We start from the raw sequence: 15998 nt of genomic DNA on the forward strand, positions 1-15998 counted from the left end.
CTCTGCGGGACTTAGGCCATTCGCTGAAACTGGTTGTGCGATGAGGACATCATATGCCTTTAACACCGCACTCGTGGTTCTTATGCTCAAATTTCACCGTCCAATTTTTTCTTCATGAACTCGATTTTTTTAGCCCAGAACAAGTGCGGAGATGACTCAGCCTGAGCCCTTGCTTGCGAAACCAATGCAAGATCAAACTTCTGGGTGAAATCATCTATCAATCGAATATAGTCAAACTGACGCTTGCGCCATGCGCCCCACTCGTCCGTGAGAAAGTATTCGACTTCTGCATACAAGAATTGTTGGTAGCTGAACAGCCGGTATAAGTCCTCCAAGGTGCCTACAATTGCATAGCTAGGGCAACCGAGGCAGTGGATGAATTCAGAACAATGATTGACGCCATCCTTTGGTGCCAGACTACCGTAAAGGCTATCTTTGCAGCCGCCTGGCGGGGTTGGTATAACGTTTATGCCACGTAGTTTGTCCGGAAAAGCCTCCCCAACAAATGTCGCCCCGTCGATCTTGATCTCATCGTTGATTTTCAAATAGTGATTATCGGCGACACCAGGGGTATGACCCATAACGGAGGAAACTTCTATAATGTCGCCACCACTCAGTTTCCACAAACGGCTTTCCATAGTCTTTCGCAGCCGACTAAGCGTGACATTTAGCCGATTGCCTTGATCATCCTGAAGCGCATGACGCTCACAAATGCTTTTTGCCGTGACATATAAAGCACCGGGTGTAAGGGTAACGATGTCGTTCGAGCGGCCAGGCTGGCCCGAGCGATATAACCACACACATGAAGATATTTCATCAGGTGCCAGTGCTACGAGTGGCTTAGAAATCTCCAGCGCCTTATTGAGGACTGCCACCCCATCCAGGGGAATAGCACTGTACTCATCTAGCAGATTAGTCTGACGGATTGTTTTGCTCTGTGCGCCTTTACCTCGACGTTTGACGGTAGTAATCAACCTGAGATTAGGAATAAATGGGTGAGGCTGTAGGGCATCCCTCTTCATCTCCAAGAGCGGCGTAGTATTGATTCCAGACCTTGCCGCAGTAATTAGTAGCAATACAGCCATCGCCTCCGCGCCATTTCCAAGGAATGCACCCTTATGGATGGCAATAAGATCTGACTTCAAAGCGCCAATCAGCCTTTGCATTTCACCCAAGGTGAGCGGATCTGCATCTTTAGTGCTCTGCGCATTATTAGGAAATGGATTGAGGGGCAAAAGATCGTCAAGATTGACTTCAATAAATCCATATTCAGCCAAAACAACAACTAACGACTTGAAGCTAGTATAGTAATTCTTGGCTGTCGAGCCGTTAGGGTATTTTAGCCTCAGCCAAGAGACGTATCGCTCCAAGTGGCGTTTGGTAAGACTGTTTGGCGTTGCAGGTGGCGACTTGACCGAACCGCCACTCAAGAAATTTATAAAAAATCTTAGTCCGTTCGTAGAGTAACCAATCAAGGTCGTCACTGAGAAGTTTCCTCCTTGTAGCAAAGCTTTGATAACGTGAAGACTTTGAATTGCCCAAGCATCGAAGCCCAAGCCTAAATATTTCGTATGATCGAGTTGCCTGTGGTTTCTCGGATTTCTCGGCAGGTCAATCTTGATATCATCTTCGACAGCCTCGAATCCTTTTGTAACCGACCGCATAACCGCCTTGTAGCTTTTTTGCCGAGCCAATGGTGCTACCTCAGATACGCGAAACCGAATCAGTCATAAACATCATGTCAATTTCGTCCTCGTGAGCAAGGACGGATTGGGCTTCAAGCTGGTTTATGAGATGCAAATAGATCATAGTTGTTTGCACATCTGAATGCCCCAGCCTATCTCGGACATACAACAATGGCTCACCTTCAAACTCTTTACTTTTTCGAAGAGCAAGCAAGGTATAAGTCCCATAGGTGTGGCGTAGCATGTGGGCCCGAACATAGAAGCCGCACTTTCTTTCATAGGACTTCATAGATCGTGTCCCGGGAAGTGGTGTAACTGAACCAGCCGAAGGCGCCCTGCGGGCGAAAGAGGATGGTCATCGTGGTTCTTGGCTAACGTTGAGTTTGCGAAGACCAAACACTCACCAGAGAAACCACGATGACCAAGCCCACTATCGCATTGACCGAGTTGGTTGAGAAAGGGGCAGACGCTGATCTGCTCAAGCAAATGATCCAGTTCGTTGCCCAGCGCATGATGGAGTTCGACGTCGAAGGCCTGTGCGGCGCGGGCTTCGATGTCAAAAGCCCAGACCGGACAAATAGCCGTAATGGCTACCGCGATCGTCTTTGGCAAACCCGCGCAGGCGACGTCGACCTTAAGATTCCCAAGCTGCGCCAAGGCAGCTATTTCCCTGGTTTCCTTGAACCTCGACGCACCGCTGAGAAAGCCATGGCGGCAGTCATCCAGGAGGCCTACATCCAAGGCGTTTCAACACGCTCAGTGGACGAGCTGGTCAAAGCCATGGGCATGACCGGCATCTCCAAAAGCCAGGTCTCACGGCTAGCTGGTGAGATCGATGAGCGCGTTCACGCCTTCCTTGACCGCCCGCTTGAGGGCGACTGGCCCTATCTCTGGATCGATGCCACCTACGTCAAAGTGCGGGAGGCCGGACGCATCGTCTCGGTCGCCGTAATAATCGCCGTGGCCGTGAACACCGACGGTGGCCGCGAAGTCCTGGGCATGCGGGTTGGGCCGTCAGAGGCTGAGCCGTTCTGGACAGACTTCCTGCGCAGCCTCACGCGACGTGGCTTGCGGGGCGTGAAACTGGTCATCTCCGACGCCCACGAAGGGCTCAAGGCGGCTGTTTCCAAGGTCTTCAACGCGACCTGGCAGCGCTGCCGTGTGCATTTCATGCGTAATGCCATGGCCCACGTCGGCAAAGGTCAGCGCACCATGGTGGCGGCCCTACTGCGCACAGTCTTCGCCCAGGACAGCCGTGCCGAATGCCATCAGCAATGGCGTTTGGTCGCTGATCAGCTACGCGAAAAATACCCCAAGATCGCGACACTCATGGACGGCTGCGAGGATGAAGTGCTGGCTCACATGGCGTTTCCAAAAGCGCACCGACAGCAATTACACAGCACCAATCCACTGGAGCGGCTTAACGCGGAGATCAAACGCCGCACCGACGTCGTAGGCATCTTTCCCAACGATCCTGCAATCACACGGCTGGTAGGCGCGATGCTGCTGGAGCAGAACGACGAGTGGTGCCTGCAACGGCGTTACATGCAGTTGGAGGCCTTTGAGGCAGTCAGCGATAATCCACAGGCCAAGCTGTCGGCCGTGATCAACTAAACGGCGAACTCAGCGGCCAGAACCATGATGAGTTACACCACTTCCCGGGACACGATCACTTCATAACGTCCACTACGGAATCTTTTGAATAATGCCTGCCTTCATTAGTCAGCAGCAGCGCGGTAACACGTCCATCACTATTGGACTTACGAACCTCTCGTTGGTGAAGGGAGTAAGACCACATGCTCTCCATCAACGACCATGGCACGTCGATAGTTCTAGGCCGGTCGTACTTGATATGCATGTCTGAAGGATCAAGAGCAACACTGATCATTTGCCCTGGGCGCAGTCCCTTCTTCAACCTGGGGTTGAACACATATTTGAGAGGAAAAGACCTCGCCTCACAGGAGCGAAGGCCGGTACGCACCATGAGGTGGAACAATATCTGGTGGCTTGGATCGGTATCCAGGGCAAGGCATACCTTGACTTGATCCTTGGTCAGGAATTTGGTCAAGCGCTTTCGGTCGCGAACCATCACCGAAACTTTCGTGCTCTCGGCTCCGGGCCGAGCGATATGACTGAGAAGACCGGAATGTTGGGCAGCTCTTACCCTTTTCTCACCGAAGGGCAGCACAGTTATCAGGTTGCGCTGCTTAGCCCATCGGTAGAACCTCACGATCAAGGCCAGACGATTGTTCACCGTGCCGGGATCAAGTGCTAATTCTCCGCTCGACCAATCCCTATACCTCGACAGAGCACTCAGACCGTGAGCCGGGCTTTCCTCGTCCCAGGCCAATCCATTGGCTTCCAGGAAGGCAAAGTAATCGTACAGACGCCGTCCATAGGCTTCCCAAGTCAAATCGCTTAGGGCCTCACCTGACTCGATAAGCGTGTGCCAAAGGAAGGATTGAGCTGGCTCGACTGGCCATCCCTCTGACCCAATCAGCAACGGAAAGCCTTCAAAGGATCGACCTGCTAATGCTAGGTCTTTTGTTGCGAATACCAGCCTCATGCCGCTGCCCTAAACCACTTCCAATGGATTGCCTTATGAAGCCTGGAAACTGCTGCTCCAGAGGGGTTCAGAAGGTGGCGCGGACTCTACAGGATTTACTAACGATTCCCACCCCTCAGATCGTTGTTGCTGAGCACAACTACCGGTTTGGCGCGGAGGTCGAGGCGAAATACACGCTCGCAGCTCGCGTAGAAGCTGTTGCAATCGATCAGGGCGAAGACCCGCTCAGGCTTTGTCATGGCTGCGCACGCTGTAGGTGACAACACCCCACACCTGGAGTTCTTCGCCTTCGAGGAGATACCGGGATGGGTAGCGCGGGTTTTCCGACTTGAGTACCACCTGGCTCCCATCCCTTGCCAGGCGTTTGCAAAGTGGCTCGCAGTTCACAGCAGCAATGACGATGTGCCCAGGCTCCGCCTCGATGGAACGATCAACGATGACCAGGTCACCTGGGTAAATGCCCGCTCCGATCATACTGTCTCCTTCAACCCGGACGAGATAGATATGCGGGGCTCGCACGTCGAGCAGCTCGTCTAGCGAGATACGTTTTTCAAGGTGATCAGCAGCTGGCGACGGGAAACCAGCCGGGACATGGAAGGAAAAGAGCGGAAGCTGTGCTCCGCTTGGTTCTAGAGGGCCAAGGATGGTGACCATGATAAAGCGCCTATACTGTATATACGTACAGTTAAGCTTTTCGCCACGTCCGGGTCAATGGCTTCGCATTTAACCAGATGGCTGGCAACCGACGGGAGAATCCCTCCGCTGTGTCATCATTGGATATCAGACAAGGAGTGGACGCATGGATCAGATCGCCTCACTTGATGACAGCATCGAACGTCTGTCTCGAATCGCAGATGAGCTTGAGCAGCAAGTAGTTCCGTGCCCCGCCTCTCGATTGAGACTCATCACCTGGGTCACCGATTGGGTACGTAGTCCGTCAGGATTGTTAGAGATTGAGCAGGGCTTGCCGAGTATCCCGCAAAGCTTGATTTCATCTTACACGGCTTGGATTAACGGAAATGGTCGGCGCTAGATTTTCGAGCGGATGCTCTTCACGTCCTTTTCACATGCGGTGTGGGAACGTTGGTTATCCCTACGTGTGATAGAAGCTCCCATTAGCCGCCCTAGCAGTGGGCTTTCTTTTGCCTGATCGCTCAACTGAAGTCCCGCCCCTTCCAGATGGCTCAAGAAATTCGCAGCTCAATAGGCGAAGGCATCCGGCAGTGTCGTGATGGAGAGCTGCCTTGGGCGTGCCCCATTCGGGGACGGCTGTCGTAAACCGCACCACGGCTGAGCCAGGTTGCGGCCCTTGCGGGCTTCCATCCTCACACCTTTGGCCCATCCGGGCCGGCGCGCTCCGCTTGCATTCTTTGCTCACAAACTTAGTGAGCGTACTACGCCTTTACTGGTCGTCGACCCTCGATATGAACGCGTCACCGTGTCCAGCGTCACCAATAGGCATGGAATCAACGCCAGTGATCTGTAAGTGGATGATGCTGCCAAGAGCTCGACTATTTGCCGCAGGGGCTCCCCAGCGGCTACTGCAGCGACAGGTGGTGCTAGAAATCCTTGAGTCGTGTACTTGGCTATAGGAAGGGCATCGAGACCGCCCCAAAGCAGACTCCATCATGGAAGGAGTGATCAGATGTCAACCTTATCCCTGGCAGGATGCACTCATGCAATCAGTAGATTGGATTTCGAGCAGGATCAACAGTGGCCGGACACACCCCAGAACCGCCATTTGCTAGCCGCGTATGGGGCTGCTTATGAACGATCATCTAACTGCGCTATTGCTGCACTGAGCGCAGAGCGAGGCGGCTGGAGAAACGTTGAGGAGTACAAGGCTAAAGCTGCGCACTGGGAGACTGTGGCGAACACTCTCGGAGCTGTATTGAGCATGGAAATCCATGGGGGAAGAGAGAGCATTCTGCTCCCAGATCCCTGGAGCTAGCGAGGGCTGAAGCAGGTTGTGGGGCCACCGCCAGAAACCTAGGGACTCTCCGATCAAGTCAGCACAGGCAGCCTGACCTGTGCTGAAATAGCGCTCCGTTCATCCACGCCAACAAGTCTTGCCCATGAGTCAGATGAGCTTCTCCGATTTCGAATATGCCGGTAAGCGCAAGCAAACCCGTCGTGAGCGTTTCCTGGCCGAGATGGAACAGGTCGTACCGTGGAGCGGACTGGTCGCATTGATCGAGCCGCATTACCCAAAGGCAGGTGGCGGTCGCAAACCCTATCCATTGGAAACCATGCTGCGCATTCATCTGCTGCAAAACTGGTTTTCACTGAGCGACCCCGCCATGGAGGAAGCGTTGTACGAGATCACCTCGATGCGCCAGTTCGCTCGACTGACGCTCAGCGCCCCGATCCCCGAAGACACGACGATCATGAACTTCCGGCATCTGCTGGAGAAGCACCAGTTGGCGGCGGGTATTCTGGAAACCATCAACGCGTACCTGCGAGACAAAGGCTTGTCGCTGCGCCAGGGCACGATCGTCGATGCCACGATCATCCACGCCCCCAGTTCGACCAAGAACAAGGAAGGCAAACGCGACCCGGAAATGCACCAGACGAAGAAAGGCAACCAGTACTTCTTCGGCATGAAGGCGCATATTGGTGCCGATTCTGAGTCGGGCCTGGTGCATCACGTTCACGGCACAGCCGCGAACGTAGCTGACGTGACGGAGGTCGCTCAGCTATTGCATGGCGAAGAGAATGTCGTCTGTGCGGATGCGGGCTACACAGGCGTGGAAAAGCGGCCAGAACACGAGGGGCGCCAGGTGATATGGCAGATCGCTGCCCGCCGCAGCACCTACAAACACTTGAGTAAACCCAGCGTGCTCTACAAAGCCAAGCGCAAGATCGAAAAGGCCAAGGCGCAAGTACGTGCGAAAGTGGAGCACCCGTTCCGGGTGATCAAACGCCAGTTTGGCTATGTGAAGACTCGCTTTCGCGGCTTGGCCAAGAACACGGCGCAACTGACCACGCTGTTTGCCCTGTCGAATCTGTGGATGGTACGTCGGCAATTATTGCCTGCTGCGGGAGAGGTGCGCCCGTGAGGGCAGAAAACCAAGGTTGCGCCTTGGTTTTCCAATAATCAGCGGCTGAAAATCGGGCTTTTCGGCATCCCCCAGTCGTTCATTTCCGGCTGATGGGCAACTTGTTCGGAGTTTCCCTAAGCCAGCATGAGCTCTGCCAGGGTGCTCGTCACCCTGGCAACTCTGAGGCCGTGAGAGACAGCCATCAGGATGCAAGGAGGATCGGTAGGAGTGGCTTGCTCCGAACCTTGAAGCGTCTGCCCAACATGATGAGCGTGCCCGATAATGCAACACAGACTAGGGCTGTGACGAACGTCTGGCCCGGATTAGCGATGTCCCCCATCACCGCTATAGCGATCATCACGAGAGCGACAACCAGTCCGGCCCACCCAAGCGCGGTAAGAAGCCATCCGACTACACGCATCACATTTCTCCCAGAACAGCTTCACGCTTGAAGATTTCCAATGTCTTCGGCCCTATGCCCTTGAAGCTGAGCAACCACGCGTCAAACTCAGCTGGTTTCATTGACCCGCTCCATACAGCATTCGTTCGTGATTCCAGCTCCGCCGCAAGGCTTATACCCAGTGCACGCAGTCGCGTGGCAGTGGACTCGTCGTACCGTGCATAGCCTGCCTGGCCCAGGAATCTGACGAGATCCCGATGGGAGCAGCGGGCTAACCTCTCTGGCGTATCCAGGCCATGCCGATCAACCAAGCTCCGGTACGCCTCAACGGCGACAGAAGAACGAATTCTCTTGCCGATCAAAAAGCTCGCGAGGAGCCATTTGTACAGCCCGTGGGCGCTCGGATCTCCGAAATCAATACCAAGGTCAGCAGCGGTGATAGGTGTCACCCCTTCGAGCGCCTTGGGTCGGCAGAACGCGGGTAGGTACGTTCTTCTTCAATGGTACCATCGGCCTTGTGGATCTTCACCGACGCAGTTTTGCCGTCAAAGAAATCGGACAGCGAGCTGACCAATTCCTGCTTGGTGGGAAATTGCACCTCACTTGACCAATCGTTTGCATTGCACTTGACCACCTGTTTGCATCGGATTTGACCAGCCAATTGCATTGGATCTGACCACTCAAAGTACGGCGTAAGCCGATCAGAACGAGTTCCATGATGGTCGACCTCAATTATCGATTTACGCTATCGTAGATCGATAATTTCATCCAGCCTTGTCACAGATCAGGTATTGACCATGACTGAAATCACCAAGACTGACCGTAGCCCTTGGGCTGTTTTTTTGATCTTCCTCCGCTTGGGGTTCACCTCCTTCGGCGGCCCAATTGCACACCTGGGCTATTTCCGCGATGAGTTCGTGGTGCGTCGACAATGGTTGAACGAGCGCAGCTATGCGGATCTTGTCGCCCTTTGCCAGTTCTTACCGGGGCCAGCCAGTAGCCAGGTCGGGATTGCGCTCGGGTTGTCTCGATCCGGCTACGCCGGGGCACTAGCCGCGTGGATGGGATTCACCTTGCCCTCCGCAATCGCCTTGATCCTCTTCGCACTCGGCATCGCCAGTTATGGTGATGCCATGCCTGCTGGCGTGCTGCACGGTCTGAAGGTGGTGGCCGTGGCGGTGGTCGCCCAGGCTGTCTGGGGCATGGCGCGCAATCTTTGTCCCGATGCGCCGCGTATTTCCATCATGGCAGCGGCGACCTGCTTCGTGCTGCTCGTACCCTCTGCCTGGGGGCAAGTGAGTGTCATCATCCTTGCCGCCATCGTCGGCCTGCTGCTATTCAAACCACAGCAGGGCGAGGCCCATGATCCACTACCGATCAGCGTGCGGCGTCGCGTTGGCTTGTTCTGGCTGGCCCTGTTCTTTGCCCTGCTGCTTGGGCTGCCGTTGCTGACAGCTGTGTTCCCGAGCCAGACACTGGCGATGATGGATGCCTTCTACCGCGCCGGCTCGCTGGTATTCGGTGGCGGGCATGTGGTGCTGCCGCTGTTGCAAGCTGAGGTCGTACCAACAGGCTGGGTCGACAACGAAGCATTCCTCGCGGGCTATGGTGCGGCGCAGGCCGTGCCGGGGCCTCTATTCACCTTTGCAGCATTTCTCGGCGCCTCGATGAACCAAGCACCAACTGGCTGGCTTGGCGGGCTGATTTGCCTGCTGGCGATCTTTACGCCGTCTTTCCTGCTAGTGGTGGGGGCCTTGCCATTCTGGGAGCACCTGCGCCGTAACCTGCGTACGCAGGCAGCACTGCTGGGCATCAATGCGGCCGTGGTCGGCCTGCTGCTTGCTGCTCTCTACCAGCCGGTATGGACGAGTGCGATTCATGGCCCGCAAGACTTTGGCCTGGCCCTCGTGGCACTGGTGGCGTTGATGTTCTGGAAGCTGCCGCCGTGGCTGGTCGTGCTGGGCAGCGGTGTCCTGGGCGGGCTGTTGAGCATTGCACTGTGAGATACATCGAGTGACCGACAAAGACCTCTACGGCGGGTTGATCCGCCTGCATATCCTGCACCACGCTGCCGAGGCTCCCATCTTCGGGCTGGCCGTCATCGAGGAGCTGCGCCACCACGGTTACGAACTCAGCGCGGGCACGCTGTATCCGATGCTGCACGGTTTGGAGAAGAAGGGTTATCTGTGCTCGCACCATGAACGCACTGGGCGCCGCGAGCGACGCATGTATGAGATTACTGATGAAGGCCGAGCAGCGCTGGCAGATGCCAAGGTGAAGGTTAGAGAGTTGTTCGGCGAGTTAATCGAAGGACGCTGATGGCCTTAACCGGAGTGCCTGCTACCAGCTACTTGCTTTCTTGACCGCACACTGACCGAAAGCAGTGGCCCATTAGCTACGTACGCTTTTGGCCGACTTCTGCCCGTCAAGGCGTACCCGTGCGCCGGTCAAATTCGATGCAAACAACTGGTCAAGTCGAGTGCAAACAGGTGGTCAAGTCCATGCAATTACGCACTTGGTTGCGGCTCGCTTCGAAGCGCGTTCCGCACTGACTTTTTTGAGCCCCCAACCTTCAGCAGTGGGGCTCAGGTGATAGTTGTCCATTGACTGCCTCCTTCATTAAATGGCTTCACCGTCGTCAACGATGTCCTCATCAGCTTCAGCGGCATCTGTCGCGTCGGCATCATTCAGGGGCGGTGAGGTTGGCTTTTCAGGGTCATTGATGAAGGGCACTCCGCTCGGCCCCTGTTCTTCCGTGCCTTCAGTTTTCGGCTGCATGGTTGATCCTCCAGGTAATGCTATTTGGAGGATGGCTTCACCTCATTGTTCAGTTGACTTCCGATTAGTTAAAACGTCGATATCTGTGCAGTGAAGTACAGTATCCGTATGGCTAGCTCTGATATCGGTGGAGAGAGAGACAAACAACCCTATGTAAGGCCATGGCTCAAAAATTTTGATGACGCGTTAATTGACTCGATGTACTTCGGGGAAAAACTTCCTTGTAATTTCAATTAGTTAGATGATTTATTCCTCTGAGTAATAATGGATCAGTTTTTTATGCTTAAAACTAACCTAGCAGAAGGTCGGCTAGGTACACTATTCTCCTCCGCGTCTGCTGGAGGGTATGAAGAATGAGACGAAAAAAAATCCGACCTCCACGGAATCCGCCGACACAGGCTCAAGGACAGGGAGCGCTGGATATGCAAATTGCGTTGAGGTCAAATCCCCTCGGTGATCTAACTGCCGAAAATGACAATCGAATGCTCAATGATGCATTCGTCGCAACCGGTGATTTTCGCACACTTATTGAATCAGATGATCGAACCGTGGTTGTGGGCAGGCGAGGCACAGGTAAAAGTGCATTGTTCCTTCAGCTTAAGAAACATTGGGAAAAAGACAAACATATCGAAGTTTTAAGCTTCGCCCCAGAGGACAGCGAAATAATTGGCTTCCGCTCGTTGATGAAGCCTTTTTCTGAGTCATTCAACTTGTCCCGCGCGGCTACGCGACTTCTATGGCGCTATGCCTTGCTCATGGAGATTGCGTCGTATATTGCTGGCAATTACAAAACTGCAAGTCTCGTGGATAGAGATCATGATCTACGGTCGCATATTGATCGCTGGAATCAGGCAAAAGGAACTTTCTTAACAAAGTGTCGCAAAATAGCTAAAGAGTTTTTGACATCTGACTCATGTGAGGAGGCAGTTGGGGATCTTTCAGGAAACCTTGATCTTGAGGCCGTTGAAGAAAGGGTTATTGAGCTCTTGGGGAAAGCTAAAAAACGAATTGTTATTCTAATGGATCGTTTGGATGAGGGCTATGAGCCAGACGCTGTTGGGATTGGGATCATTGCTGGTCTAGCCTATGCGGCTATTGAACTAAACAAAAAGTCTGATCAGATCAGGCCAATTGTTTTTCTACGTGACAATATCTACAGGGCATTAGCAAAAGAAGATCCAGACTACTCCAGGAATATTGAGGGGCAAGTTATTCGACTCCACTGGGACTGGGCGCAGCTCTTAATTTTAGCCACTGGGCGTTTGAAAATATCCTTCAGCTTAGACGTCGAAAAGGATCAGCGTGTTTGGGATAGATGTACTGCGGGTGACTTGCAAGGGCGGGACGGATTCAAAAAATGCTTGCAATTTACCTTGTACCGGCCACGCGACCTGCTGTCTTTACTAAATGAAGCTTTTTTTGTGCTGCCCGGCAATCTCGCGACCGAGCAGTCATAGATGATCTGGAGTATGCGGCACAGTCAATATCGCTCGCTCGTTTGGAAGATCTATGGAAAGAGTACCAGAAAATATTTCCTGCCATTCAGGCGACAACGTCATGCTTCAAGGACGGTGAGCCGGAGCTTACCGCAAGTCATGCACTAAATAAGATAAGCTCCACGTTTGACGGCCTTGAAGAAACCGGTAATCATTCGGCCTTAGCTGAAGCTAGAATTCTTCAGCCCAGTGGAATTCTCCAATCCTTGTATAGCATAGGGTTTATTGGCGTTCACGACAGTAATTCTTCATATTATTCATTCTGTCATGATGGTAGAACCCCTGATAAATGCTTTTCTGATCTTGATAAAATCCTCATTCATCCATGCTACTGGCTGGGTTTGAATCTCAGTAAAAACGCCCTGACGGAGGGGGAGGCTGAGGAGATAAATGATGAATATGATATCAAGGTGCAATCGTGCAACCCTCAGATACGTAGCACAAAGATAGGTCAAGTCATCTCTCAGTTAGATCGCATTCCGTTAGGGCATGAGGGTGATCGCGAATTTGAATCCTGGTGCTTGGAAAGTCTAAGGATAGTTTTTGCTGCGCACTTGATAAATATCCAGCCTCATCCAAACGGCGCTGCGGTTCAGCGTAGAGATATTGTCGGAACAAATAATGAAGGCTCGACGTTCTGGCGTCGAGTGTTTGCGGACTATAAGTGTCGGCAAGTTGTTTTTGATGCAAAAAACTACAAGGATTTAGGGCCCAGCGAATATCGCCAGCTTCAATCATATTTGGTTGGTGATTATGGTAAGCTGGGGTTCATAATAAATCGTGACCTTGACGAAAACTTACATAACGGCAAGGATCTCGATTGGGTTAAAGAGGTGTATCAAGGCCATGACTCACTGATTGTAAAACTGCCAGCAAAGTTTTTGTGCAAGCTTCTTCAAAAACTTCGAAGTCCCGAAAAGCACGATGCGATAGACAAGCAAATGAACTCTCTGCTCGATACTTATGAGCGAAATTACCTTTCCATCAAGAGTACGAATACTAGAGGGAAGAAGTCGAGGCAAACAAAGGCTGCAGAAGTCTGAGAAAAAGGCCGCCGTGAGGTGGCCTTTCTCAGTTGTTTTGGAAGGCTAGAAGAGAGGCTTAGCTATCCTACCAGATTCTACAATCAATTCTTGATTGAGCGTATGAGAGCGTATGACCTTGGTCGAGGTTGCACTCAATAACGCTAAATATACCGCTAAGTTACGCAGTGGGGTCACTTTCAGTTTGGTGACCACACCACTCGTGCCTTAATCGAGAATCATGGACGGAGATGAGGCCTTATCTGTCTTTACCTGAGCAGGCTCGTCATCGACGGCCTGGTCGCGGGTGAAGGTGCCATCGTTCTCGCCTTTGAAGAAATTCTTCCCGTAGATCAGCAGGCAAAGCGCGACTCCCACGGCGAACGCCCAGCTGGCACCCTTGATGGCGAGCACGGCACCGATCACGCCTGCGATGCCAAGGTCACGCTGACTCTTCGCTTCCAGAACACCGAGACGAACGCTCACATAACCCTGGATCAGCAGAGTGAGGGCCAAGGCCACACCCAGGATGGGTTGAACAAGCGTAACGACTGGCAGCAACAACAAGCCTGTGTTCGTGCCCCAGCGGAAAGAGCCGACGCCACCGATGATGGACTGCATGGCACGTGGGCCACCTTTGAACCGCTCGATGATGACCACAAGCATTGCCGCCCATTTAGGCCCGCACATTGCCACATCTGGGCCGAAGATACTCATGAATGCATTCCGTCCACCGAAGATCAGGTGAGCGCGATCAGGGTTGTAGTCCACCTTTTCATCGGTACGCACCTGCTCAGCCTCATCCAGCAGAACCTTGGCGCTAAGCACGTCGCCGAAAACGACGATGTACACCGCAAGCACCATTGGAATGGCTGAGATGAACATCGAGAGAGGTGGCATGCCCAGGCCGAAGACTGTGTAGTTGTTCCAGAGCCCCATAAAGTCAGGCGTGCTGATACCCCACTTGATGGTTGGCCAGGATGCTTCGTTCACCAGCGGCGCAATCACGACGGCAAGCAGGATGATGGGCAGAATTCCAAGCTTGGCGAAATTCCACCAGAAACGATTCCGTTTTTTCAGCTGTGCGAAATGCTGTGAGAAAATCAGATAGAACGCCAGGCCTACGGTGATGCTGATAGTGATCGGCAGCACATCGAATTTACCGCCAATCTGGAACACAGAAATCACGGCACTGAAACCCGCGCCGACAATGATGCCCGACTTGATGGCTGAGGGAACGTAGGTGAAGACCTTCTTGGCCATTCCCGTTGCGCCGAGCGTTATCGAGAACACTCCTAACAATAGCTGGAAGGCAATGAGTGCATGAACGCGCTCTGGCCCCTCAGGGAATGTCGCGCAGTAAGCCATCAGCAGTGGGACTGCTGGCGTGATCCATCCTGGAACGGTTGGATCTCCAAGGAGATGGTGAGTGAGGTAAAGCAGACCATTGAGCATGACGACAGCGAGGGCCACTTCGAATGGCATTCCGAGAAGCTCGGTCATCAGGGGGATCGCCGCGAGATCCACGGCGCACATCAAGAGGCCTTGGAGGAAGTCTGGTAGCTCAAGGCGATAGTGCAGAAATGGCAGTCGAACCTTGAACGGGCCAAGGGGAATGTATGGAGTTTCATGTGCTGAATTTGACATCAGTGCACCTGTATTATTGGTCTTGTAGGCATGGCACCCAGCCAGGGGTGCCAGATTCATCAGGCTGCTACCAGGCTGCTCGGTAGATCTCCTCAATGTCTGCCGACGAAAGTTTGCGAGGGTTGTTGCGCATCAGGCGGTCGATCTTGCTGGCCTCTTCAGCCATTGATGCCAATGCGTCATGGGGGACACTGAATGCTCGAAGCCCGGTTGGAATACCGACTGCTGAACACAGCTCGGCCATCGCGGTAACTGCAGCATCAGCTGCTTGAAGGTCGCTCAGCCCGTCGACGCTGATACCCATTGCCTGGGCAACATCTTTGAGGCGCTCAGCACATGCGAGCTTGTTCCAGCGCATGACGTAAGGAAGCAAGAGTGCGTTGCTGACACCGTGAGCGATGTTGAAGCGTCCGCCAAGTGGATAGGCCAGGGCATGTACCGCACCGACACCAGCGTTGCCAAACGCCATGCCACCCATGAGGCTCGCCGTGGCCATTTCTTCGCGAGCAACCAGGTCATCAGGGTTCGCATAGGCCTTTGGCAAAGCACGTGCGATAAGTCGGATTGCGCCCAGCGCGATGGCATCGGTGATAGGTGAGCGGTTTACAGAAATGTACGATTCGATGGCGTGTACAAGCGCATCTACCCCGCTTGCAGCAGTGACGCTACGTGGGCAGGTAAGGGTCATTACCGGACTTACCAAGGCGACGTCTGGCAAGAGGTAGTCGCTCACAATCCCTTTCTTCAACTGCGCCTTTTTGTCCGAAAAAATAGCCACGTTGGTGACCTCGGAGCCGGTGCCGGCAGTGGTTGGGATTGCGATCAGTGGAGGGCCTTTGCGGGCTACCTGATTTACTCCGAAAAGATCGGCCAGAGCTCCCTCATGCCCAGCAAAAGCAGCAACACCTTTGGCGATATCAATCGCGCTGCCACCGCCCAGGCCGATTAGTCCGTCATGACCGCCTTCACGGTAAGCACGAGTGCAATCTTCAACCAAGCCGATTTCCGGCTCTGGTTGAACTCGGTCATAGAGGCCGTAGTTGCGGCCAGCCAGCTCGGCCAAGGCGAGCTCAACGGTGCCGGTTTTCACCAGGATCGCATCGGTCACGATGAGGGGATTATTGACCTTCAAACGTGTTAGTTCGGCATCGAGTTGGTTAATCGCGCCGGCGCCAGTAAGGAGTTTGTTAGCTATCTGAAAGGCAGAAACACTCACGGGCTCATCCTCTTTGTTTTCTTGTGATGAGCTGGTGGGTAACAAAAGCTATGCCAAAGCTTTGAAAAGCCCGCCGTTGCTGGCCTTCACAGCGTTCTGGTGAATGTCGGGAGGCGTTCAGCGAGCAAGAATTAAATCAAAAAGCTG

13 protein-coding genes and 4 pseudogenes are annotated in these 15998 nt (G+C 53.5%); 7 read left to right on the top strand and 10 right to left on the bottom strand.

From position 1 onward, the window contains the following. Positions 1-86 precede the first annotated feature (86 nt). Together KW568_RS19040 and KW568_RS19045 are read right to left on the bottom strand one after the other, a co-directional pair. Positions 87-1694 carry a hypothetical protein gene (locus KW568_RS19040; protein ID WP_014003918.1) on the bottom strand — a complete coding sequence of 536 codons (1608 nt, stop codon included), beginning with the start codon at positions 1692-1694 and terminating at the stop codon, positions 87-89. A gap of 10 nt (positions 1695-1704) precedes the next feature. Further along, positions 1705-1974 (bottom strand): annotated as a pseudogene (locus KW568_RS19045) (site-specific integrase); the annotation flags it as partial. A gap of 128 nt (positions 1975-2102) precedes the next feature. Here KW568_RS19045 and KW568_RS19050 point away from each other — a divergent pair. Further along, positions 2103-3299, top strand: coding sequence for an IS256 family transposase (locus KW568_RS19050; RefSeq protein ID WP_004575957.1), 1197 nt, complete (start codon positions 2103-2105; stop codon positions 3297-3299). Positions 3300-3357: 58 nt separating this feature from the next. On the opposite strand, the pseudogene KW568_RS19055 reads toward KW568_RS19050, so the two are convergent. The 3 genes and pseudogenes from KW568_RS19055 to KW568_RS19060 form a co-directional block, all read right to left on the bottom strand. Then, a pseudogene (locus KW568_RS19055) lies at positions 3358-4251 on the bottom strand (site-specific integrase); the annotation flags it as partial. Positions 4252-4370: 119 nt separating this feature from the next. Then, positions 4371-4490, bottom strand: a pseudogene (locus KW568_RS31180) (hypothetical protein); the annotation flags it as partial. After that, on the bottom strand, positions 4477-4905 hold the full coding sequence (locus KW568_RS19060; protein WP_033726365.1) for a LexA family transcriptional regulator: 429 nt from the start codon (positions 4903-4905) through the stop codon (positions 4477-4479). The pseudogene KW568_RS31180 and the gene KW568_RS19060, both read right to left, overlap by 14 nt. Positions 4906-5050: 145 nt before the next feature. Here KW568_RS19060 and KW568_RS19065 point away from each other — a divergent pair, with 145 nt between their 5' ends. After that, on the top strand, positions 5051-5284 hold the full coding sequence (locus KW568_RS19065; RefSeq protein WP_080634903.1) for a hypothetical protein: 234 nt from the start codon (positions 5051-5053) through the stop codon (positions 5282-5284). 1042 nt (positions 5285-6326) lie between these two features. Continuing rightward, positions 6327-7310 carry an IS5 family transposase gene (locus tag KW568_RS19070; RefSeq protein ID WP_004573985.1) on the top strand — a complete coding sequence of 328 codons (984 nt, stop codon included), beginning with the start codon at positions 6327-6329 and terminating at the stop codon, positions 7308-7310. A 402-nt stretch (positions 7311-7712) separates the two neighbouring features. Here the strand turns inward: KW568_RS19070 and KW568_RS19075 are convergent, their stop codons facing one another. Together KW568_RS19075 and KW568_RS19080 are read right to left on the bottom strand one after the other, a co-directional pair. After that, on the bottom strand, positions 7713-8141 hold the full coding sequence (locus tag KW568_RS19075) for a hypothetical protein (protein ID WP_004573982.1): 429 nt from the start codon (positions 8139-8141) through the stop codon (positions 7713-7715). After that, a pseudogene (locus KW568_RS19080) lies at positions 8138-8245 on the bottom strand (DUF2188 domain-containing protein); the annotation flags it as partial. The gene KW568_RS19075 and the pseudogene KW568_RS19080, both read right to left, overlap by 4 nt. A gap of 244 nt (positions 8246-8489) precedes the next feature. Between KW568_RS19080 and chrA the strand changes: the two are divergent. Together chrA and KW568_RS19090 are read left to right on the top strand one after the other, a co-directional pair. Continuing rightward, positions 8490-9695: a chromate efflux transporter gene (gene chrA, locus KW568_RS19085; protein WP_004573980.1), complete on the top strand. Its 1206-nt coding sequence runs from the start codon at positions 8490-8492 to the stop codon at positions 9693-9695. Positions 9696-9705: 10 nt separating this feature from the next. After that, positions 9706-10011 carry a PadR family transcriptional regulator gene (locus KW568_RS19090; protein ID WP_004573979.1) on the top strand — a complete coding sequence of 102 codons (306 nt, stop codon included), beginning with the start codon at positions 9706-9708 and terminating at the stop codon, positions 10009-10011. A gap of 300 nt (positions 10012-10311) precedes the next feature. On the opposite strand, the gene KW568_RS19095 is transcribed toward KW568_RS19090, so the two are convergent. Beyond that, complete coding sequence (locus KW568_RS19095) at positions 10312-10470, bottom strand: hypothetical protein (protein ID WP_004573978.1); 159 nt, start codon at positions 10468-10470, stop codon at positions 10312-10314. A 422-nt stretch (positions 10471-10892) separates the two neighbouring features. Here KW568_RS19095 and KW568_RS19100 point away from each other — a divergent pair, with 422 nt between their 5' ends. Together KW568_RS19100 and KW568_RS19105 are read left to right on the top strand one after the other, a co-directional pair. After that, entirely contained in the window at positions 10893-11927 is a 1035-nt protein-coding gene (locus KW568_RS19100) for a P-loop ATPase, Sll1717 family (RefSeq protein ID WP_232107082.1), read from the top strand. Positions 11928-11968: 41 nt separating this feature from the next. Beyond that, a complete protein-coding gene (locus KW568_RS19105; protein WP_232435423.1) occupies positions 11969-13009 on the top strand; it encodes a hypothetical protein in 1041 nt (346 codons plus the stop codon). A 207-nt stretch (positions 13010-13216) separates the two neighbouring features. Here the strand turns inward: KW568_RS19105 and KW568_RS19110 are convergent, their stop codons facing one another. Then, positions 13217-14635: a hypothetical protein gene (locus tag KW568_RS19110; RefSeq protein ID WP_050562496.1), complete on the bottom strand. Its 1419-nt coding sequence runs from the start codon at positions 14633-14635 to the stop codon at positions 13217-13219. Between the two features lie 67 nt (positions 14636-14702). Beyond that, positions 14703-15851 carry an iron-containing alcohol dehydrogenase gene (locus KW568_RS19115; protein ID WP_004573975.1) on the bottom strand — a complete coding sequence of 383 codons (1149 nt, stop codon included), beginning with the start codon at positions 15849-15851 and terminating at the stop codon, positions 14703-14705. Between the last annotated feature and the right edge of the window lie 147 nt (positions 15852-15998).

The sequence above is a fragment of the Pseudomonas sp. HD6515 genome, from assembly GCF_024971855.1.
GTDB classification, from domain to species: Bacteria; Pseudomonadota; Gammaproteobacteria; order Pseudomonadales; family Pseudomonadaceae; genus Aquipseudomonas; species Aquipseudomonas alloputida.

Coding starts and splice junctions, on each gene's coding strand:
- chrA (WP_004573980.1), top strand. CDS start 8,490: ATGACTGAAATCACCAAGACTGACCGTAGCCCTTGGGCTGTTTTTTTG.
- KW568_RS19100 (WP_232107082.1), top strand. CDS start 10,893: ATGCAAATTGCGTTGAGGTCAAATCCCCTCGGTGATCTAACTGCCGAA.
- KW568_RS19070 (WP_004573985.1), top strand. CDS start 6,327: ATGAGTCAGATGAGCTTCTCCGATTTCGAATATGCCGGTAAGCGCAAG.
- KW568_RS19065 (WP_080634903.1), top strand. CDS start 5,051: ATGGATCAGATCGCCTCACTTGATGACAGCATCGAACGTCTGTCTCGA.
- KW568_RS19095 (WP_004573978.1), bottom strand. CDS start 10,470: ATGCAGCCGAAAACTGAAGGCACGGAAGAACAGGGGCCGAGCGGAGTG.
- KW568_RS19060 (WP_033726365.1), bottom strand. CDS start 4,905: ATGGTCACCATCCTTGGCCCTCTAGAACCAAGCGGAGCACAGCTTCCG.
- KW568_RS19050 (WP_004575957.1), top strand. CDS start 2,103: ATGACCAAGCCCACTATCGCATTGACCGAGTTGGTTGAGAAAGGGGCA.
- KW568_RS19110 (WP_050562496.1), bottom strand. CDS start 14,635: ATGTCAAATTCAGCACATGAAACTCCATACATTCCCCTTGGCCCGTTC.